General features: G+C 44.7%; 21 protein-coding genes, 1 tRNA gene and 1 other annotated feature. Of the genes, 19 read left to right on the top strand and 3 right to left on the bottom strand.

The features are described 5' to 3' along the window. The 11 genes from sdhA to FB592_RS14960 all read left to right on the top strand — a co-directional run bounded on the left by sdhA (position 1) and on the right by FB592_RS14960 (position 8,279). Positions 1-1,761 (top strand): succinate dehydrogenase flavoprotein subunit, encoded by a 1,761-nt coding sequence (sdhA, locus tag FB592_RS15010; RefSeq protein ID WP_003229567.1) that lies wholly within the window; start codon positions 1-3, stop codon positions 1,759-1,761. 2 nt (positions 1,762-1,763) lie between these two features. Further along, positions 1,764-2,525 (top strand): succinate dehydrogenase iron-sulfur subunit, encoded by a 762-nt coding sequence (sdhB, locus tag FB592_RS15005; protein ID WP_014477584.1) that lies wholly within the window; start codon positions 1,764-1,766, stop codon positions 2,523-2,525. 60 nt (positions 2,526-2,585) lie between these two features. Next, complete coding sequence (locus FB592_RS15000) at positions 2,586-3,029, top strand: acyl-CoA thioesterase (RefSeq protein ID WP_077671534.1); 444 nt, start codon at positions 2,586-2,588, stop codon at positions 3,027-3,029. A 115-nt stretch (positions 3,030-3,144) separates the two neighbouring features. Continuing rightward, on the top strand, positions 3,145-3,369 hold the full coding sequence (gene gerE, locus FB592_RS14995) for a spore germination transcription factor GerE (protein ID WP_003184172.1): 225 nt from the start codon (positions 3,145-3,147) through the stop codon (positions 3,367-3,369). 243 nt (positions 3,370-3,612) lie between these two features. Beyond that, complete coding sequence (locus tag FB592_RS14990; RefSeq protein ID WP_003229573.1) at positions 3,613-4,053, top strand: MarR family winged helix-turn-helix transcriptional regulator; 441 nt, start codon at positions 3,613-3,615, stop codon at positions 4,051-4,053. A 7-nt stretch (positions 4,054-4,060) separates the two neighbouring features. Continuing rightward, entirely contained in the window at positions 4,061-4,879 is an 819-nt protein-coding gene (racE, locus tag FB592_RS14985; protein ID WP_015251521.1) for a glutamate racemase, read from the top strand. Positions 4,880-4,993: 114 nt separating this feature from the next. After that, on the top strand, positions 4,994-6,094 hold the full coding sequence (gerM, locus tag FB592_RS14980) for a spore germination protein GerM (protein WP_021480263.1): 1,101 nt from the start codon (positions 4,994-4,996) through the stop codon (positions 6,092-6,094). 110 nt (positions 6,095-6,204) lie between these two features. Next, positions 6,205-6,942, top strand: coding sequence for a ribonuclease PH (rph, locus tag FB592_RS14975; RefSeq protein ID WP_003246039.1), 738 nt, complete (start codon positions 6,205-6,207; stop codon positions 6,940-6,942). 12 nt (positions 6,943-6,954) lie between these two features. Beyond that, entirely contained in the window at positions 6,955-7,551 is a 597-nt protein-coding gene (locus FB592_RS14970) for an XTP/dITP diphosphatase (RefSeq protein WP_077671535.1), read from the top strand. A gap of 15 nt (positions 7,552-7,566) precedes the next feature. Further along, positions 7,567-8,076: a metallophosphoesterase gene (locus tag FB592_RS14965; RefSeq protein ID WP_017697219.1), complete on the top strand. Its 510-nt coding sequence runs from the start codon at positions 7,567-7,569 to the stop codon at positions 8,074-8,076. A 129-nt stretch (positions 8,077-8,205) separates the two neighbouring features. After that, positions 8,206-8,279 (top strand) — tRNA-Arg (locus tag FB592_RS14960). 63 nt (positions 8,280-8,342) lie between these two features. Here the strand turns inward: FB592_RS14960 and FB592_RS14955 are convergent. The 3 genes from FB592_RS14955 to cotQ all read right to left on the bottom strand — a co-directional run bounded on the left by FB592_RS14955 (position 8,343) and on the right by cotQ (position 10,296). Next, positions 8,343-9,164: a YsnF/AvaK domain-containing protein gene (locus FB592_RS14955; protein WP_021480260.1), complete on the bottom strand. Its 822-nt coding sequence runs from the start codon at positions 9,162-9,164 to the stop codon at positions 8,343-8,345. A 183-nt stretch (positions 9,165-9,347) separates the two neighbouring features. After that, positions 9,348-9,803, bottom strand: coding sequence for a GNAT family N-acetyltransferase (locus FB592_RS14950; protein WP_021480259.1), 456 nt, complete (start codon positions 9,801-9,803; stop codon positions 9,348-9,350). 157 nt (positions 9,804-9,960) lie between these two features. Beyond that, positions 9,961-10,296: an inner spore coat protein CotQ gene (cotQ, locus tag FB592_RS14945; protein WP_141949725.1), complete on the bottom strand. Its 336-nt coding sequence runs from the start codon at positions 10,294-10,296 to the stop codon at positions 9,961-9,963. A gap of 445 nt (positions 10,297-10,741) precedes the next feature. Further along, positions 10,742-10,986: a binding site (T-box leader), on the top strand. A gap of 121 nt (positions 10,987-11,107) precedes the next feature. On the opposite strand from cotQ, the gene ilvB reads away from it, so the two are divergent. From ilvB to ddcA, 8 genes are all read left to right on the top strand, one after another. Further along, complete coding sequence (gene ilvB / locus FB592_RS14935; RefSeq protein ID WP_015251528.1) at positions 11,108-12,832, top strand: acetolactate synthase large subunit; 1,725 nt, start codon at positions 11,108-11,110, stop codon at positions 12,830-12,832. Beyond that, positions 12,829-13,347, top strand: coding sequence for an acetolactate synthase small subunit (ilvN, locus tag FB592_RS14930; protein ID WP_004399096.1), 519 nt, complete (start codon positions 12,829-12,831; stop codon positions 13,345-13,347). Before ilvB ends, ilvN begins: the two co-directional genes overlap by 4 nt. A 23-nt stretch (positions 13,348-13,370) precedes the next feature. After that, positions 13,371-14,399, top strand: a complete 1,029-nt coding sequence (ilvC, locus tag FB592_RS14925) for a ketol-acid reductoisomerase (protein WP_003222549.1) — start codon at positions 13,371-13,373, stop codon at positions 14,397-14,399. Next, positions 14,386-15,942 carry a 2-isopropylmalate synthase gene (locus FB592_RS14920; RefSeq protein WP_032726332.1) on the top strand — a complete coding sequence of 519 codons (1,557 nt, stop codon included), beginning with the start codon at positions 14,386-14,388 and terminating at the stop codon, positions 15,940-15,942. The genes ilvC and FB592_RS14920 overlap by 14 nt, the downstream gene beginning before the upstream one ends. A 20-nt stretch (positions 15,943-15,962) precedes the next feature. Then, positions 15,963-17,060 carry a 3-isopropylmalate dehydrogenase gene (gene leuB, locus FB592_RS14915; RefSeq protein WP_014477570.1) on the top strand — a complete coding sequence of 366 codons (1,098 nt, stop codon included), beginning with the start codon at positions 15,963-15,965 and terminating at the stop codon, positions 17,058-17,060. A gap of 49 nt (positions 17,061-17,109) precedes the next feature. Then, a complete protein-coding gene (gene leuC, locus FB592_RS14910) occupies positions 17,110-18,528 on the top strand; it encodes a 3-isopropylmalate dehydratase large subunit (RefSeq protein ID WP_003229604.1) in 1,419 nt (472 codons plus the stop codon). A 12-nt stretch (positions 18,529-18,540) separates the two neighbouring features. After that, positions 18,541-19,140: a 3-isopropylmalate dehydratase small subunit gene (gene leuD, locus FB592_RS14905; RefSeq protein WP_021480251.1), complete on the top strand. Its 600-nt coding sequence runs from the start codon at positions 18,541-18,543 to the stop codon at positions 19,138-19,140. A gap of 118 nt (positions 19,141-19,258) precedes the next feature. After that, the gene (gene ddcA, locus FB592_RS14900; protein ID WP_103803769.1) at positions 19,259-20,263 is read left to right on the top strand and encodes a DNA damage checkpoint antagonist DdcA; all 1,005 of its coding nucleotides are present in this window, start codon (positions 19,259-19,261) and stop codon (positions 20,261-20,263) included. The last annotated feature ends 92 nt before the right edge of the window (positions 20,264-20,355 follow it).

The following is a 20,355-nucleotide window of genomic DNA, read 5'->3' as shown; positions in this document are numbered from 1 at the left end:
ATGAGTCAATCAAGCATTATCGTAGTCGGCGGGGGTCTTGCCGGCCTCATGGCGACAATTAAAGCAGCGGAATCAGGAATGGCGGTTAAATTGTTTTCCATCGTTCCTGTCAAACGTTCTCATTCAGTTTGTGCGCAAGGCGGCATAAATGGAGCGGTCAATACAAAAGGGGAAGGTGACTCTCCGTGGGAACATTTTGATGACACGGTATACGGGGGAGACTTTCTTGCCAACCAGCCGCCAGTCAAGGCGATGTGTGAAGCGGCGCCTTCGATCATCCACTTATTAGACCGGATGGGCGTCATGTTTAACCGGACGCCTGAAGGCCTGCTTGATTTCCGCCGATTCGGGGGTACACAGCACCACAGAACTGCTTATGCTGGTGCGACGACGGGACAGCAGCTGCTTTACGCACTGGACGAGCAAGTGCGCAGATACGAAGTTGCGGGTCTGGTCACAAAATACGAAGGCTGGGAATTCCTTGGCGCTGTTTTAGATGATGACAGAACCTGCCGTGGAATTGTTGCACAAAACCTGACAAACATGCAAATTGAATCCTTCCGTTCAGACGCTGTCATTATGGCGACGGGCGGACCGGGAATCATCTTTGGAAAATCAACGAACTCCATGATTAATACAGGATCTGCTGCATCAATCGTTTATCAGCAGGGAGCGTATTATGCAAACGGAGAATTCATTCAAATCCACCCGACAGCCATACCTGGCGATGACAAACTAAGACTGATGAGTGAATCAGCGCGTGGTGAAGGCGGTCGCGTGTGGACATATAAAGACGGCAAACCGTGGTATTTCCTGGAGGAAAAATATCCGGCATACGGAAACCTGGTGCCGCGTGATATTGCGACACGCGAAATATTTGATGTGTGTGTGAACCAGAAGCTCGGCATTAACGGTGAAAACATGGTCTATCTCGATCTGTCTCATAAAGATCCGAAAGAGCTTGACATTAAGCTTGGCGGCATCATTGAGATTTATGAGAAATTCATGGGAGACGACCCGCGTAAGCTTCCAATGAAAATCTTCCCTGCGGTCCATTATTCTATGGGCGGTTTATGGGTGGATTACGATCAAATGACAAACATCCCTGGACTGTTTGCGGCTGGGGAATGTGATTATTCTATGCACGGCGGCAACCGCTTGGGAGCGAACTCCTTGCTGTCTGCGATTTACGGAGGCATGGTGGCCGGACCGAATGCGGTGAAATATGTAAACGGCTTAGAATCTTCAGCGGAAGACATGTCTTCATCATTATTCGACGCTCACGTTAAGAAAGAAGAAGAAAAATGGGCTGATATTATGAGTATGGACGGAACCGAAAATGCCTATGTTCTTCACAAAGAGCTCGGTGAGTGGATGACGGCGAACGTAACGGTTGTCCGCCATAATGACAAGCTTTTGAAAACGGATGACAAAATTCAGGAGTTAATGGAGCGCTTCAAAAAGATCAACATCAATGACACGACAAAATGGAGCAACCAGGGAGCGATGTTCACACGCCAGTTCTCGAACATGCTTCAGCTTGCGAGGGTGATTACCCTTGGCGCATACAACCGTAATGAAAGCCGGGGCGCCCATTATAAACCGGATTATCCTGAACGTAATGATGACGAATGGCTCAAAACAACAATGGCTAAACATGTAAGCCCGTATGAAGCGCCGGAATTTGAGTATCAGGATGTCGATGTATCACTGATAACGCCTCGGAAACGGGATTACTCGAAGAAGAAGGTGGCGAAATAATCATGAGTGAACAAAAAACCATACGATTTATTATCACACGTCAAGATACAGCCGACAGCACGCCTTACGATGAAGAATTTGAGATTCCATACCGCCCGAATCTGAACGTCATTTCCGCTCTGATGGAAATCCGCCGGAATCCGGTTAATGTCAAAGGTGAGAAGACAACCCCTGTCACATGGGATATGAACTGTCTTGAGGAAGTATGCGGCGCATGTTCAATGGTCATAAACGGAAAACCCCGCCAGTCTTGCACGGCGCTTATCGACCAGCTTGAACAGCCGATCCGTTTAAAACCAATGAAAACATTCCCAGTCGTTCGTGATTTGCAGGTTGATCGCAGCAGAATGTTTGATTCATTGAAAAAAGTTAAAGCGTGGATACCGATTGACGGTACGTACGATTTAGGACCGGGGCCGAGAATGCCGGAAAAACGCCGTCAATGGGCATATGAATTATCAAAATGCATGACATGCGGCGTCTGCCTCGAAGCTTGCCCGAATGTGAACAGCAAATCGAAGTTCATGGGGCCTGCACCGATGTCGCAAGTCCGCCTGTTTAACGCGCATCCGACAGGCGCTATGAATAAATCTGAACGATTAGAAGCATTAATGGATGAAGGCGGCCTTCAAGATTGCGGTAACTCGCAAAACTGTGTTCAATCCTGTCCGAAGGGGATTCCGCTTACCACTTCGATTGCAGCCTTGAATAGAGATACAAACTTACAAGCGTTCCGCAATTTCTTCGGAAGCGACAGAGTATAAGAAGAAAAAACCTCTTCCGCATGGGAGAGGTTTTTTTAAACAATAAGGAGATGAAAAAAGATGAAGCTTCCCGCTTATATTGATATGCCGTTTCAAGAATGGAAAACATCCTTTTCTTTTTTCAATGAGGTATCCGTAAGATTTTCCGAGACAGACATGTTTGGGCATATGAATAATGTAACCCCTTTTATATATTTTGAGGAGGCGCGGATTTCTTATTTTAAACAGCTGAATATGATGAGTGAAAACAAACAGACCATGACAGTCGTGGCAAGCCAGCAATGCGATTATTTGCGCCAAGTCATGCCTTATGAAGAGTTGCGCATCTATGTGAAAACAAGCGCAGTCGGCAGTTCATCTCTTACCTTGCACTATCTCGGAGAGAACCTCGAAGGCGAACCCTGCTTCACCGGGGCAGTCGTGATGGTTCAAGTCTCAAAGGAAAGCGGCAAGGCTGTCAGCTGGACAGATGAGGAGAAAGAAACGCTCCTTCATACACGATAAACTAATTATCTTGTAAACGTCACCTCCTGCGCCCTTCTTACATATGATATCTCGACTATATCAAAACCCATTCGTTTCTGATTCGCTCTCACCTTAGCAAGGAGGGTTACAATACTTGAAGGAGAAAGAATTTCAATCGAAGCCGCTGCTAACGAAAAGAGAAAGAGAAGTGTTCGAATTGCTCGTTCAAGATAAGACAACAAAGGAGATTGCAAGCGAGCTATTTATCAGTGAGAAAACCGTTCGAAACCATATTTCAAATGCCATGCAGAAATTGGGTGTGAAAGGGCGTTCGCAAGCCGTTGTTGAGCTTCTTAGAATGGGTGAGCTAGAGCTTTAATCCTTGCCGGTATTCCTTCTTTTGGAAGGAGCCGGTTATTGCTGTTTGTTTGGAACATTCGAAACCATATTTGGAATGCTGTGCAAAACGTAGGCAAGTCATAAATTAAATTTTATTTCTTGATGTTGTTTGACTAAAGTCCTCTATTTCTCTCCTGCGAGTCTTGCATTTTCTTCAAAAAAGAAGGAAAATAGACACGGAACGCTTTTGTGCGTAAGAGATCCTTGAGTGAGGGATGGACAAATGACATCAAAACCTTTGGAGCATGTTGCGGATATTGAAAAGTCACTCCGCCACATTGCCGCGATCATTAAGCAAAAAGGACGAGAAATCCTTAACCAATATGCGATTACGCCGCCGCAATTTGTCGGCTTGCAATGGCTTTATGAATTAGGAGATATGACAATCGGTGAATTATCGGGCAAAATGTATCTGGCATGCAGCACGACAACAGACCTAATCGACCGCATGCAAAAAAATGAGCTTGTTGAGCGGGTCAAGGACCCGGCGGACAGACGTGTTGTCCGGATACATCTGCTGCCTGAAGGAGAACGGATTATCCAAGAGGTCATTACAAAAAGACAGGAATATCTGCGTGATATGTTCGAATCGTTTACAGATGAAGAAATAGCCATCTTCGAAAAATCTTTGATGAAACTGCAGCATGAAATGAAGAGAAAATGAGGCGATTTTGTTGGAACAACCAATAGGAGTCATTGATTCCGGGGTTGGCGGTTTAACCGTTGCGAAGGAAATCATGAGACAGCTACCTAAAGAAAATATTATCTACGTTGGGGATACGAAACGGTGTCCTTATGGGCCGCGCCCTGAAGAAGAGGTGCTTCAATATACGTGGGAGCTGACGAATTATTTACTCGAAAACCACCACATCAAAATGCTGGTGATCGCCTGTAATACAGCAACAGCGATCGCATTGGATGACATCCAGCGAAGCGTCGGTATACCGGTGGTCGGAGTGATTCAGCCTGGTGCGAGAGCAGCGATAAAAGTGACGGATAATCAGCATATCGGTGTCATCGGCACAGAGAATACGATTAAGAGCAATGCGTACGAAGAGGCGCTTTTGGCATTAAATCCTGATCTGAAGGTTGAAAACCTTGCCTGCCCGCTGCTTGTGCCTTTTGTGGAAAGCGGGAAGTTTCTCGATAAAACAGCAGACGAGATTGTCAAAACCTCGCTGTATCCGTTAAAAGATACATCGATTGATTCGCTGATTTTAGGCTGCACCCACTATCCCATTTTGAAAGAAGCCATTCAAAGATATATGGGAGAACACGTTAACATTATTTCGTCCGGCGATGAAACAGCCCGGGAAGTCAGCACGATTCTCTCGTATAAAGGGTTGCTGAACCAGTCTGCGAATGCCCCGGATCATCAGTTCTTGACAACAGGAGCGCGTGATCAGTTTGCGAAAATCGCAGACGATTGGTTTGGGCATGAGGTAGGTCATGTGGAATGCATCTCCCTGCAAGAACCGATTAGAAGATAGTTTTCCCCGCAACGGTATGTTGCGGGTTTTTTTCTGTTTTGCCGGAATTCTTCGGTCTATTTCCTAAAGAGGCTCGTATACATAATAGTACAAACATCCTTAGGAGGGAAAAGTATGCTGAAAAAAGGACCTGCAGTCATTGGTGCCACTTGTCTCACCTCTGCCTTGCTTTTATCCGGATGCGGTTTGTTTCAATCTGATAAGGCAGCCGAGGAAATTGATCCGCCTCAAGACGTTACATTCGTGAACGATGAAGCGGGTGCCAATTCAAATACAACAGCAGCCAAAAAAACAGAAAGTGAAAAAAGCGATACCGCAAAAGCGGATCAAGCCTCATCTACTGTTATGAGGGAGCTTTATCTCATTGATAAAAACGGATATGTTGTTGCGCAAACGCTGCCTCTCCCTAAAAGTGAGAGTACGGCTAAGCAGGCGCTTGAATACCTCGTACAGGGCGGGCCTGTGTCTGAAATTCTTCCGAATGGCTTCAGAGCTGTATTGCCGGCTGACACCACCGTTAACGTTGACATCAAAAAAGATGGAACCGCGATAGCTGATTTCTCTAATGAGTTCAAAAATTATAAGAAAGAAGACGAACAGAAAATCGTTCAATCTGTGACGTGGACGCTGACGCAATTTAGTTCGATAGATAAAGTGAAGCTGAGAATAAACGGGCATGAACTGAAGGAGATGCCTGTAGGAGGGACGCCGATCTCAGATGATTTAAGCCGCAAAGACGGCATTAATTTGGAAACAGCCGGTGTAAATGATCTCACTGCTACCCATCCGCTGACAGTCTACTATTTGGCGGAAAATGAAGACAGTGAATACTACGTGCCGGTGACCAAACGAATCGACAATTCGGAAAAAGACGACATCACAGCAGCCATTAATGAATTGGCTAAAGGCCCAAGCAAGGTGAGCGGGCTGTTAACAGACTTCAGTGAAGATGTAAAGCTGGTCAGCAAACCGAAAATCAAAGACGGGCGCGTGACGTTGGATTTCAATCAATCTATATTCGGCAGCGCCGATGAGAAGACGAAAATGATTTCTTCAGAAGTGCTGAACAGCATTGTGCTCACGTTAACGGAGCAGCCGGATATAAAAGGCGTGTCTGTTAAAGTGAACGGAAAATCAGAGCTGGTAAATGAAAAAGGCGAAAAGCTCACAGAACCGGTCTCCAGACCATCTCAAGTGAATACGGGTAGTTTTTAAATTGGGATTTTTGATATACTAGAAAGAAAGAGGTTAGCGTTCCGGCTGCCTCTTTCTTTATTCAATTCCGGGACAAAAATGGTTTATGTACATACAATCGGAGGTAAAACATGAGACATGACGGAAGACAACACGATGAGCTGCGTCCAATCACATTCGATTTGGATTTTATCAGCCATCCGGAAGGTTCTGTTCTAATAACAGCAGGGAATACAAAGGTAATCTGCAACGCGTCTGTTGAGGACCGCGTACCGCCGTTTTTGCGGGGCGGAGGGAAAGGCTGGATTACAGCAGAGTACAGCATGCTGCCGCGGGCAACAAACCAAAGAACAATCAGAGAATCTTCTAAGGGGAAAATTTCCGGCAGAACAATGGAGATCCAACGCCTGATCGGCCGCGCGCTTCGAGCTGTTGTAGATCTGGAAAAGCTCGGTGAACGGACGATTTGGATTGACTGTGATGTCATTCAAGCTGATGGAGGAACTAGAACAGCTTCCATTACAGGCGCATTTCTTGCTATGGCGATTGCGATTGGCAAGCTGATCAAAGCAGGAACAATCAAGACAAATCCGATCACTGATTTTCTTGCTGCGATCTCTGTTGGAATTGATAAGGAACAGGGAATTTTGTTAGATTTAAATTATGAAGAAGATTCCTCCGCTGAAGTTGACATGAATGTCATCATGACAGGCAGCGGCCGTTTTGTGGAACTGCAGGGAACCGGGGAAGAGGCGACTTTTTCAAGAGAGGATCTGAACGGTCTTCTGGGTCTTGCAGAAAAAGGAATTCAAGAGCTGATTGACAAGCAAAAAGAAGTGCTGGGTGATTCTCTGCCAGAACTGAAATAAAGACAGAAAGGCTTGATCATCATGAAAGAAGCAATTATTGCAACACATAATCCGGGAAAAGTGAAGGAATTCAAAGAAATTCTTGAGCCAAGAGGCTATGATGTCAAATCTTTAGCTGAAATTGGATTCACAGAAGAAATTGAAGAAACAGGCCATACATTTGAAGAAAATGCCATTCTGAAAGCGGAAGCTGTTGCCAAAGCAGTGAACAAAATGGTGATTGCGGACGACTCCGGTCTATCCATCGATAATCTTGGCGGCAGACCCGGGGTTTATTCAGCCCGCTATGCAGGGGAACAGAAAGACGACCAGGCAAATATCGAAAAAGTGCTCAGCGAGCTGAAAGGTATCGAAAAAGAACAGCGCACCGCCCGTTTCCGCTGCGCACTGGCCGTGAGTATTCCCGGAGAGGGAACAAAAACAGTCGAAGGCCATGTTGAAGGGTATATTGCTGAAGAACCGAGAGGAGAATATGGCTTTGGCTATGACCCAATTTTTATCGTGAAAGATAAAGATAAGACAATGGCTGAACTGACAAGTGATGAAAAAAATAAAATCAGCCATAGGGCTGACGCGCTTAAAAAGCTGTCTAAGCTTTTGGAGGCATAAGGAGGAAGCTTGTACATGAACGTGCTGATTATCAGTGACAGCCATGGGCTTGAAGAAGAACTCCAAACCATTGCGAAACGGCATGAGGCAGAAGTTGATCTCATGATTCATTGCGGGGACTCTGAGCTTGAAACGAGGCATCCTGCATTGGAGCCTTATGCGGTTGTAAAAGGCAATTGCGATTTTGCCGGCGATTTTAAGGACGAGCTTCTTCTGACTGCCGGCTCAAGAAAAATACTGGTCACACACGGCCACCTTCACGGTATAAAACAGACCTTGTTAAACGTATACTATCGTGCAGAGGAGCTCGGAGCGGATGTTATCTGCTTCGGGCATTCGCACATCGCGGGCAGCGAAGTGCTGCGCGGAAAACTGATGATTAACCCAGGCAGCATCCGGCTTCCGAGGGTGCGCAGGACAGAAAGCTATGCTATACTGACATTAGAAAATGATGCTGCGTCAGTCCGTTTTTACGACCAAGCAGGCAATGAAATTGAGGATCTGCAAAATCGAGTCACACTATGAAAATGTCATGAGGAAGAAAATTTTCTTCCTCATGAAAAAAATTCTAAAAAACCGTTGACTTATTATTGCATCCCATATATAATAAATCTTGTCGCTGATAGTTAAAGCGAAAAACAAAAAACAAAACGTGTCCCAGTAGCTCAGCTGGATAGAGCAACGGCCTTCTAAGCCGTCGGTCGGGAGTTCGAATCTCTCCTGGGACGTACCAAAAGAAAAACCTCAAATCCATTTAGGATTTGAGGTTTTTTGTTGTCGTCTTATGATTTTTATTTGTTATTTAACGTATCATCATCCAAGCCGTCAACTTTTCCTTCTTTATTCAGACGAGGTTCTTCTTTTTTCACAGTTTCAGAAATATGTTCATTTTCTTCAACAGTGCGTTTGCCGACAACCACTTCATCAGTGACAACCGGTTTTTTAGTCACTTCAAGCTTTTCCTCAACGATTGGAACTCTGATCTCTTCCGAATCGTTGACGGGAGCAGCGTCCGTTTTATTTTCATCCACTGGACGGCGTTCGACATAAATTTCATCGTGTCTCACCGGGATGTCCATATCTCTTTTTTCTGTTTTCACTTCTTTTCCTATTTCTACTTCGCCGGTTTGAACGTCTTCCTTATCGACTTTCAGCTGTTCTTCCCGGAGCGGCATCGTTTTTTCTTCTTTCGTTGTATAATCCAATTCATTTGTGCTTGAAAAGCCGCCTGAAAGGGCATTGCCGTTATCAATAGGAGCAATTACATCTGCATCTGTATCAACGGCTACCAGAAGTTTTCCGTCATCCAAATCTTCTTGATACTTGTCTATTTCATCAGTTTTAATATCCAAGTCGGATAATGCTTTGCTGTGTGTAGCAGTATCATCCATTGTGAAATAATCTTTCAGTTTATCGAAAAAAGATTCAGATTCGTCCTGATGTGCATCGATGGCTTGATTGACTTCTGTTCCTGTACGTGACTCCAAATAATCTGTATCTCGCCGGCTTGTCACAACAGAAATGTCATCAGAATCATAGCCTTTTGTGAGTAAGCCTTCAATCGCTGCGATGGTTTCCTGCGGGGTATCGTATACACCAACTATGCTTTTCATATCAATCTCCTCCTTTATGAATTTGCATGATATCGTTCATGTCGTTTGTAATTCCCGCTGTTCTTTGAATTAAACAAAATTGAAAACATTGGCGTGTATCATAAAGGTGAAAAATGTGTGAATATAAAAAAAGATAGATAAGACAGACCTTCCTCTGTACTTATCTATCCTTATAAAGCCGTCTCACAATTCCTTCGTCATAAACACACTGTTTGGATCTTCAACATAGTCTGCAAACGGTTCACAGTACTGAAAACCGAAGCTTTCATACAACTTTCTTGCCGGCTCAAATGAAGCCATTGAACCCGTTTCTAAGCTTAACCGCTCATAGCCTCGCTTTCCAGCTTCTTCAATGATATGCTGGAGAACTTGTTTGGCAACGCCTTTTCTTAAATGTGATGCAGATGTTCGCATTGATTTGATTTCTCCGTGCCGGCTGTCCAGTTCTTTTAGTGCTCCGCAACCGGCTAGTTCATCACCCTCCCATGCACTCCAAAATGTTATTCCAGGGCCTCTTAGTTTCTCTAAACCTAAGGCATGAATGCTTTCTGGTGGGGACATAAGCGTCATGCTATGTAAATGCTCATTTACAAGTGAGACCACCTGACGTTCAGTTAAATCGTCTATTTTTATATGCAATTTTATACCTCCTCAAACATTCATCTTAATCATATTTCCTCCTGAACCCAACTATAAAGGCAGAAAATCTGTCAGTTTTGAAGAAATGTATGAGTTGCAAAAGATGCTTGAAAGCAAAAAAAGAGGCCGAAATCGTGTTCGGCCCTTGCAGTTTTCTTTAATATCTAAAGCCTCCATGCACACCGGCTGTTCCGCTAAAACCGCCGACATGTGTCGCCGGAATACTGAACCCGCCGCTATGGCCGCTGAAGCCAGTGCCTGAAAATTGCTGCCCGAAAAAATCTGAAGTGTATGGATAAGAGGAGTACATAGCAGAGGGAGTGGTTAACGAGCTATATGCCTGGCTGAACGGCTGTCCGTATCCGTAGCCTCCAAATGGCTGATGGCTTTGCTGGTAAAAGGAAGGGACAGCAGGATAATGATGCTGCGGAAAGCTCGGGAAGCTTGGAAAGCCTGCAGGGAATCCTTGCATGTCTGCTAATGATTTATTCATCGTATCACCTTTTCTTTGCAAGATACCATTAATGTATGCCGGGGAATAATAGGGGTGCCTATCCGAAATTGAAATGGATTGCAGATGATCTGTCAGACTCAATCCATATACGAACCATAGCGTGTTATAAAATCTTACATGTTTATATAAAATTAAATAATTCTGGTTTATTCTTGATAGATTAATAAAAAAATTATAAAAACTTTTAACATTTGCAATTCCTTTTGTACCAATAATGAAAGCGTATACAATATAGATTGATTAATCAAAATTGTCTAATAATTTTAAAAAATGCTGTTGACACTGCGTCCAAAGCGGCGTAATATGAGTTCAACAAAAGATAAACGCAAGCTTCACAAGCGAAAATCATCGCAGTATGATTCTAAAAAAATGAAAAACAAACGACCTTCTTGAACAGCTGGAAAGCCGTTCCGAAGGCTGAATATGAAAAGCGCAGATGAGGATAAGTAGCCTTGAAAAAGCTTTCCACAGAGAACCGGGTTAGCTGAGAACCGGCGAAGCTTTACAAGGTGAACTCGCCTCAGAGTGCCAGTCTGAAATGACAGTAGGACTTGGCCGGGTGAACTTGATTCACTCGTTACTAAAGCGGATAGAAATATCCATGAGACGGCCAACTAAGGCCGTAAACAAGGGTGGTACCGCGGAAAGAAAAGCCTTTTCGCCCCTTTTAGCTATCGCAGTTACTGCGCGGCTGATTGTGGGCGGAAGGGCTTTTTTTATTGAATAATCAGCTATCTAGCTAATGAAAAGATGATCTTTAAAGGATGAAAATCCAAAAGGAGGAACTAAAATGGGGACTAATGTACAGGTGGATTCAGCATCTGCCAAATGTACACAGACGATGAGCGGAGCATTAATGCTGATTGAATCATTAAAAAAAGAGAAAGTAGAAATGATCTTCGGTTATCCGGGCGGGGCTGTGCTTCCGATTTACGATAAGCTATACAATTCAGGGTTGGTACATATCCTTCCCCGTCACGAACAAGGAGCAATTCATGCAGCGGAGGGATACGCAAGAGTCTCCGGAAAACCGGGTGTCGTCATTGCCACGTCAGGGCCGGGAGCGACAAACCTTGTTACAGGCCTTGCTGATGCCATGATTGATTCATTGCCGTTAGTTGTCTTTACAGGGCAGGTAGCAACCTCTGTAATCGGGAGCGATGCATTTCAGGAAGCAGACATTTTAGGGATTACGATGCCAGTAACAAAACACAGCTACCAGGTTCGCCAGCCGGAAGATCTGCCGCGCATCATTAAAGAAGCGTTCCATATTGCAACAACTGGAAGACCCGGACCTGTATTGATTGATATTCCGAAAGATGTAGCAACAATTGAAGGAGAATTCAGCTACGATCATGAGATGAATCTCCCGGGATACCAGCCGACAACAGAGCCGAATTATTTGCAGATCCGCAAGCTTGTGGAAGCCGTGAGCAGTGCGAAAAAACCGGTGATCCTGGCGGGTGCGGGCGTACTGCACGGAAAAGCGTCAGAAGAATTAAAAAATTATGCTGAACAGCAGCAAATCCCTGTGGCACACACCCTTTTGGGACTCGGAGGCTTCCCGGCTGACCATCCGCTTTTCCTAGGGATGGCGGGGATGCACGGTACTTATACAGCCAATATGGCCCTTCATGAATGTGATCTATTAATCAGTATCGGCGCCCGTTTTGATGACCGTGTCACAGGAAACCTGAAACACTTTGCCAGAAACGCAAAGATTGCTCACATCGATATTGATCCAGCTGAAATCGGAAAAATCATGAAAACACAGATTCCTGTAGTCGGAGACAGCAAAATTGTCCTGCAGGAGCTGATCAAACAAGACGGCAAACAAAGCGATTCAAGCGAATGGAAAAAACAGCTCGCCGAATGGAAAGAAGAGTATCCGCTCTGGTATGTAGATAATGAAGAAGAAGGTTTTAAACCTCAGAAATTGATTGAATATATTCATCAATTTACAAAAGGAGAGGCCATTGTCGCAACGGATGTAGGCCAGCATCAAATGTGGTCAGCGCAATTTTATCCGTTCCAAAAAGCAGATAAATGGGTCACGTCAGGCGGACTTGGAACGATGGGATTCGGTCTTCCGGCGGCGATCGGCGCACAGCTGGCCGAAAAAGATGCTACTGTTGTCGCGGTTGTCGGAGACGGCGGATTCCAAATGACGCTTCAAGAACTCGATGTTATTCGCGAATTAAATCTTCCGGTCAAGGTAGTGATTTTAAATAACGCTTGTCTCGGAATGGTCAGACAGTGGCAGGAAATTTTCTATGAAGAACGTTATTCAGAATCTAAATTCGCTTCTCAGCCTGACTTCGTTAAATTGTCCGAAGCATACGGCATTAAAGGCATCAGAATTTCATCAGAAGCGGAAGCAAAGGAAAAGCTGGAAGAGGCATTAACATCAAGGGAACCTGTTGTCATTGACGTGCGGGTTGCCAGCGAAGAAAAAGTATTCCCGATGGTGGCTCCGGGGAAAGGGCTGCATGAAATGGTGGGGGTGAAACCTTGAAAAGAATTATCACATTGACTGTGGTGAACCGCTCCGGGGTGTTAAACCGGATCACCGGTCTATTCACAAAAAGGCATTACAACATTGAAAGCATTACAGTTGGACACACAGAAACAGCCGGCGTTTCCAGAATCACCTTCGTCGTTCATGTTGAAGGAGAAAATGATGTTGAACAGTTAACGAAACAGCTCAACAAACAGATTGATGTGCTGAAAGTCACAGACATCACAAATCAATCGATTGTCCAGAGGGAGCTGGCCTTAATCAAGGTTGTCTCCGCGCCTTCAACGAGAACAGAGATTAATGGAATCATAGAACCGTTTAGAGCCTCTGTCGTTGATGTCAGCAGAGACAGCATCGTTGTTCAGGTGACGGGTGAATCTAACAAAATTGAAGCGCTTATTGAGTTATTAAAACCTTATGGCATTAAAGAAATCGCGAGAACAGGTACAACGGCTTTTGCGAGGGGAACCCAGCAAAAGGCGTCATCCAATAAAACAATATCTATTGTATAAAACATAACAAGGGAGAGATTAAAATGGTAAAAGTATATTATAACGGTGATATCAAAGAGAACGTATTGGCTGGAAAAACAGTAGCGGTTATCGGGTACGGTTCGCAAGGCCACGCACATGCCCTGAACCTTAAAGAAAGCGGAGTAGACGTGATCGTCGGTGTTAGACAAGGAAAATCTTTCACTCAAGCCCAAGAAGACGGACATAAAGTATTTTCAGTAAAAGAAGCGGCAGCCCAAGCCGAAATCATCATGGTTCTGCTTCCGGATGAGCAGCAGCAAAAAGTTTACGAAGCTGAAATCAAAGATGAATTGACAGCAGGAAAATCATTAGTATTTGCTCATGGATTTAACGTGCATTTCCATCAAATTGTTCCTCCGGCGGATGTAGATGTATTCTTAGTGGCGCCTAAAGGACCGGGACACTTGGTAAGAAGAACATATGAGCAAGGAGCTGGCGTACCTGCATTGTTCGCAATCTATCAAGATGTGACTGGAGAAGCAAGAGACAAAGCCCTCGCATATGCAAAAGGAATCGGCGGCGCAAGAGCGGGCGTATTAGAAACGACATTTAAAGAAGAAACAGAAACAGATTTGTTCGGTGAGCAAGCAGTTCTTTGCGGCGGATTAAGCGCGCTTGTCAAAGCCGGATTTGAAACATTAACTGAAGCAGGTTATCAGCCTGAACTTGCATACTTCGAGTGCCTTCATGAGCTGAAATTAATCGTAGACCTTATGTACGAAGAAGGACTTGCAGGAATGAGATATTCAATCTCTGACACAGCACAGTGGGGAGATTTCGTATCAGGTCCTCGCGTTGTGGACGCTAAAGTAAAAGAATCTATGAAAGAAGTATTAAAAGATATCCAAAACGGTACATTCGCAAAAGAGTGGATCGTCGAAAACCAAGTAAACCGTCCTCGTTTCAACGCTATCAATGCAAGCGAGAACGAACATCAAATCGAAGTAGTGGGAAGAAAGCTTCGTGAAATGATGCCGTTTGTGAAACAAGGCAAGAAGAAGGAAGCGGTGGTCTCCGTTGCGCAAAATTAATTTTTTCGATACGACGCTTCGTGATGGTGAACAGTCCCCTGGAGTGAACTTGAATACACAGGAGAAACTTGCCATAGCTAAGCAGCTCGAAAGACTCGGGGCAGATATCATTGAAGCGGGATTTCCCGCTTCGTCCCGAGGTGACTTTTTAGCTGTTCAGGAAATCGCAAGAACCATTAAAAATTGTTCAGTAACTGGTCTGGCCCGTTGTGTAAAAGGTGATATTGATGCTGCTTGGGAAGCGTTAAAAGAAGGTTCTCACCCGAGAATTCATGTTTTTATCGCCACATCGGACATTCATTTGAAGCACAAGCTGAAAATGACACGTGAGCAAGTCATTGAAAGAGCGGTTGAAATGGTGAAATACGCAAAAGAACGTTTTCCGATTGTGCAATGGTCAGCTGAAGATGCCTGCCGCACTGAACTGCCGTTTCTAGCAGAAATCGTCGAAAAAGTGATTGACGCAGGCGCCAGTGTTATCAATCTTCCGGACACTGTCGGCTACCTGGCTCCGGCGGAATACGGAAATATCTTTAGATATATGAAGGAAAACGTTCCGAACATTCACAAAGCAAAGCTTTCAGCCCACTGTCATGATGATTTAGGAATGGCAGTCGCAAACTCTCTTGCTGCGATTGAAAATGGCGCTGATCAAATCGAATGCGCTGTGAACGGGATCGGTGAAAGAGCCGGAAACGCGGCATTAGAGGAAATTGCCGTAGCCCTCCATACCAGAAAAGATTTCTACCAAGTCGAAACAGGCATTACACTGAACGAGATTAAGAGAACAAGTGATTTAGTAAGCAAACTGACAGGCATGGCTGTCCCGCGCAACAAAGCGGTTGTTGGAGATAATGCATTTGCTCATGAATCAGGCATCCATCAGGACGGCTTTTTAAAGGAAAAATCGACTTATGAAATTATTTCACCGGAGCTTGTCGGCGTAACCGCAGATGCGCTTGTCCTAGGTAAACATTCCGGACGCCACGCATTTAAAGACCGGCTGACTGCTTTAGGATTCCAATTTGACAGTGAAGAGATTAATAAATTCTTTACGATGTTCAAAGAGTTGACTGAGAAGAAAAAAGAAATCACTGATGAGGATCTTGTTTCTCTTATTTTAGAAGAAAAAGTAACAGATCGCAAGATTGGGTATGAATTTCTTTCTCTGCAAGTACATTACGGAACAAGTCAGGTCCCTACGGCTACTCTTTCGTTGAAAAATCAAGAAAACGCAGAGCTTATTCAGGAAGCTGCAACTGGAGCTGGAAGTGTGGAAGCAATCTACAATACGCTTGAGCGCTGCATCGATAAGGACGTGGAGCTCTTAGACTACCGCATTCAGTCTAACAGAAAAGGCGAAGATGCATTTGCCCAGGTGTATGTAAGAGTTTTGGTGAACGGAAAAGAATCAGCAGGGCGGGGCATAGCGCAAGACGTATTAGAAGCATCAGCGAAAGCCTATTTGAACGCAGTCAACCGTCAATTGGTTTTCCAGTCGAATATGAGCGGATTGAAAAACCACACAGCTGTCGGATCATAAAAGAAAGGAGAACGGTTAACTTGAAGAAACGTATTGCTCTATTGCCCGGAGACGGGATCGGCCCTGAAGTATTAGAATCAGCGACAGACGTACTGAAAAGTGTTGCCGAACGCTTTAACCATGAATTTGAATTTGAATATGGCCTGATTGGAGGGGCGGCTATTGATGAACATCATAACCCCCTCCCGGAGGAAACCGTTGCTGCTTGTAAAAATGCAGACGCGATATTACTTGGTGCTGTCGGCGGACCGAAATGGGATCAAAATCCTTCGGAACTGAGACCGGAAAAAGGGCTGCTCAGCATCAGAAAACAGCTTGATTTGTTTGCGAATTTACGGCCTGTGAAGGTATTTGAAAGCCTTTCTGACGCTTCGCCTTTGAAAAAAGAATATATAGATAATGTTGATTTCGTTATCGTTCGTGAGCTCACAGGCGGCTTGTATTTCGGCCAGCCGAGCAAACGCTATGTAAACACTGAAGGTGAGCAGGAAGCAGTAGATACACTGTTTTATAAGCGAACGGAAATTGAACGAGTGATCAGAGAGGGTTTCAAAATGGCGGCAGCCAGAAAAGGCAAAGTGACCTCTGTAGATAAAGCGAATGTTCTTGAATCAAGCCGGCTGTGGCGTGAAGTGGCTGAGGACGTTGCACAAGAATTTCCTGATGTGAAGCTTGAGCACATGCTTGTGGATAACGCGGCCATGCAGCTAATCTATGCACCGAATCAATTTGATGTCGTTGTGACTGAAAATATGTTCGGTGATATTTTAAGCGATGAAGCGTCCATGCTTACAGGCTCGCTCGGAATGCTCCCGTCAGCCAGCCTATCAAGCTCTGGTCTTCATCTGTTTGAACCTGTTCATGGCTCCGCGCCTGATATTGCCGGTAAAGGGATGGCAAATCCGTTCGCAGCCATATTGTCAGCGGCAATGCTTTTGAGAACATCTTTCGGGCTTGAAGAGGAAGCGAAAGCTGTAGAAGATGCGGTAAACAAAGTCTTGGCTTCTGGGAAAAGAACAAAAGATTTGGCACGGGGTGAAGAGTTCAGCAGCACTCAGGCCATTACAGAGGAAGTTAAGGCAGCAATCATGAGTGAAAATACAATTTCTAATGTGTGACAGCTTACGTTAAGCGGTCTTAGCTCTAGGTAGAGGGAGGAAATAAAAGATGATGCCTCGAACAATCATCGAAAAGATTTGGGATCAGCATATTGTAAAACATGGTGAGGGAAAGCCGGATCTTCTCTATATTGATTTGCACCTCATTCATGAGGTGACGTCTCCTCAGGCATTTGAAGGCTTGAGACAAAAGGGAAGAAAGGTCAGAAGACCCCAAAACACATTTGCGACAATGGACCACAACATCCCGACTGTCAATCGTTTTGAGATAAAGGATGAAGTTGCGAAACGCCAGGTAACGGCGCTTGAAAGAAACTGTGAGGAATTTGGCGTGCGCCTTGCCGATCTTCACAGTGTGGATCAAGGGATTGTCCATGTCGTCGGACCTGAACTAGGCTTAACGCTTCCAGGGAAAACGATTGTGTGCGGGGACAGTCATACATCAACACATGGCGCTTTCGGCGCTCTTGCATTTGGAATCGGGACGAGTGAGGTTGAACATGTCCTTTCCACACAGACACTTTGGCAGCAGCGTCCAAAAACACTTGAAGTGCGCGTAGATGGAACGCTTCAAAAAGGGGTAACGGCAAAGGATGTCATCCTTGCTGTCATCGGCAAATACGGTGTGAAATTCGGCACAGGCTACGTCATTGAATACACTGGGGAAGTATTCAGAAATATGACGATGGATGAACGAATGACCGTTTGTAACATGTCAATTGAAGCAGGAGCAAGAGCAGGTTTGATTGCACCTGACGAGGTGACGTTTGAATATTGCAAAAATCGCAAGTACACGCCAAAAGGCGAAGAATTTGACAAGGCCGTAGAGGAATGGAAGGCGCTGCGCACAGACCCGGGCGCTGTTTACGATAAATCTATTGTCCTTGACGGCAACAAAATTTCCCCTATGGTGACATGGGGCATTAACCCGGGAATGGTTCTTCCTGTCGATTCTGAAGTTCCTGCGCCGGAAAGCTTTTCTGCAGAAGATGACAAAAAAGAAGCGATTCGCGCTTATGAATATATGGGACTTACTCCTCATCAAAAAATTGAAGACATTAAAGTGGAGCACGTATTTATCGGTTCCTGCACAAATTCCCGCATGACTGACCTTCGACAGGCTGCTGACATGATCAAAGGGAAGAAGGTAGCTGACAGCGTAAGGGCCATCGTCGTGCCCGGATCCCAAAGCGTGAAGCTTCAGGCTGAAAAAGAAGGGCTTGACCAAATTTTCTTGGAAGCTGGATTTGAATGGAGAGAGTCAGGCTGCAGCATGTGTTTGAGTATGAATAATGATGTTGTTCCTGAGGGAGAGCGCTGTGCATCAACCTCTAACCGCAACTTTGAGGGCAGACAAGGAAAAGGTGCAAGAACACATCTCGTCAGCCCGGCAATGGCTGCGATGGCTGCCATTCACGGACACTTCGTTGATGTCAGAAAGTTTTATCAGGAAAAAACAGTTGTGTAAGGAGTGCGCGAGATGGAACCTTTGAAATCACATACGGGGAAAGCGGCCGTATTAAATCGGATCAATGTGGATACAGACCAGATTATTCCTAAGCAATTTTTGAAGAGGATTGAAAGAACAGGCTACGGGCGTTTTGCATTCTTTGACTGGAGATATGATGCGAATGGTGAACCGAACCCTGAATTTGAATTAAACCAGCCTGTTTATCAAGGAGCTTCCATTTTAATAGCAGGAGAAAACTTCGGCTGCGGGTCATCGCGGGAACACGCTCCGTGGGCACTTGATGATTATGGGTTTAAAATTATCATTGCGCCGTCATTTGCTGATATTTTTCATCAGAACTGCTTTAAAAACGGCATGCTTCCGATCCGCATGCCATATGACAATTGGAAACAGCTTGTCGGCCAGTATGAAAACAAGTCATTGCAAATGACTGTTGACCTTGAAAATCAGCTGATTCATGACAGTGAAGGCAATCAAATTTCATTTGAAGTTGACCCGCATTGGAAAGAGATGCTGATCAACGGATATGATGAAATTTCATTAACGCTGCTGCTGGAAGATGAAATAAAGCATTTTGAATCACAAAGAAGCTCTTGGCTTCAAGCCTGAAAAAGCAGCCGGTATTTGTCCGGCGGCTTTTTTTGCCTGGTGAAACCTTTCATTTCTTGTGTTTGTTCACAGGTGTTGATACACTTGAACAAAATAAATGCCTGAAAGGAATATAGGTATGACGCATGACAAGAAGAACGCAAAAATTATTCCTTTTCCTCATCTGAAAGACCGCCTTGTGGAAAAAGGGATGTCATCACTAAAGGAAAAAAAGTATCAAGAAGCGCTTGAACTGTTTTCAGAAGCGATGAAATATGATGATACTGAATCCGATCTTCACTTAGGGATGGCCATCTGCTTTTTAGAGCTGGGCGAGATGGAAGAGGCAAAAAGCGTGTGCGAGAAGATGCTCAAAGAAGGTTATGGCCATTATTTTACGGTTTTGCAGGTGTACATGACCATCTTAATTCAGCTCAAAAAATACGAAGAAGTCAAAAGCACCATTGAAGCCGTTTTGGAAGAAAATCAGCTGCCGGCAGAAAGCGCCGAGCAATTTTATAAGCTGCTGGATTTCAGCCGGAAAATGACTGATCCGGATCGTGAGGATGAGGCTTGGGCTGAAGAATATGAGGATACAATTGACACCGAGAAAGTGCTGGCAAGCCCTGAGGAGCAAATGAATCTCATTCATTCCTTAAAAGACCGTAACGTAGCAAAGTATACAGGATTGCTCAAAACAATCCTCCAAGACCCCTCAGCCCATCCGATTATCAAAACGATGATTGTCATGCTGTTGGCTGAGCATGAGTACAGTAAACCTGTGCACATTAGTAAATTTGGCGAGTCGTTGACAATTGAACCGTCTGAGATTGTTCCGCCTGATGCCGCCCCGATTCTGCACCGTGTTCTCAGGGTGCTGGATGAGACACTTGGAAATGAAAATCCAACCTTATATGCGGCAGTAGAAGAATTGTGGAGAAGACATTTGTACGTTTTATATCCGTTCCAGCCGAAATTGCTGTCGGCTGACCTTTGGGCGGCTGCCCTGCATAAAGTCGGTTACGAGATGCACGGAATTGAAATTGAAAGAGAAGAACTTCATATGATGTATGAATTTACCGACAGAGAACTCGATGAAGCTTGCACAATGTTAAAAGATATTGAAGAAATTTCTTATTTGTAAATCGCGCCATATAGTTGAAAGCGCTATGTGTTATGTTATAATATAGTGGTTGTATTTGTGTATAACGGGTTATAAGAAATACGGTTGGACAG

Origin of the sequence: Bacillus sp. SJZ110 (assembly GCF_006715455.1) — a bacterium.
Taxonomy (GTDB): Bacteria; Bacillota; Bacilli; order Bacillales; family Bacillaceae; genus Bacillus; species Bacillus subtilis.
Note: the sequence above shows the minus strand (reverse complement) of the source record. Positions and strands in the feature narration are given on the sequence as shown.

Coding starts and splice junctions, on each gene's coding strand:
- leuC (WP_003229604.1), top strand. CDS start 17,110: ATGATGCCTCGAACAATCATCGAAAAGATTTGGGATCAGCATATTGTA.
- ddcA (WP_103803769.1), top strand. CDS start 19,259: ATGACGCATGACAAGAAGAACGCAAAAATTATTCCTTTTCCTCATCTG.
- ilvB (WP_015251528.1), top strand. CDS start 11,108: ATGGGGACTAATGTACAGGTGGATTCAGCATCTGCCAAATGTACACAG.
- sdhB (WP_014477584.1), top strand. CDS start 1,764: ATGAGTGAACAAAAAACCATACGATTTATTATCACACGTCAAGATACA.
- ilvC (WP_003222549.1), top strand. CDS start 13,371: ATGGTAAAAGTATATTATAACGGTGATATCAAAGAGAACGTATTGGCT.
- FB592_RS14990 (WP_003229573.1), top strand. CDS start 3,613: ATGACATCAAAACCTTTGGAGCATGTTGCGGATATTGAAAAGTCACTC.
- rph (WP_003246039.1), top strand. CDS start 6,205: ATGAGACATGACGGAAGACAACACGATGAGCTGCGTCCAATCACATTC.
- sdhA (WP_003229567.1), top strand. CDS start 1: ATGAGTCAATCAAGCATTATCGTAGTCGGCGGGGGTCTTGCCGGCCTC.
- FB592_RS15000 (WP_077671534.1), top strand. CDS start 2,586: ATGAAGCTTCCCGCTTATATTGATATGCCGTTTCAAGAATGGAAAACA.
- leuD (WP_021480251.1), top strand. CDS start 18,541: ATGGAACCTTTGAAATCACATACGGGGAAAGCGGCCGTATTAAATCGG.
- FB592_RS14965 (WP_017697219.1), top strand. CDS start 7,567: ATGAACGTGCTGATTATCAGTGACAGCCATGGGCTTGAAGAAGAACTC.
- gerM (WP_021480263.1), top strand. CDS start 4,994: ATGCTGAAAAAAGGACCTGCAGTCATTGGTGCCACTTGTCTCACCTCT.
- FB592_RS14955 (WP_021480260.1), bottom strand. CDS start 9,164: ATGAAAAGCATAGTTGGTGTATACGATACCCCGCAGGAAACCATCGCA.
- cotQ (WP_141949725.1), bottom strand. CDS start 10,296: ATGAATAAATCATTAGCAGACATGCAAGGATTCCCTGCAGGCTTTCCA.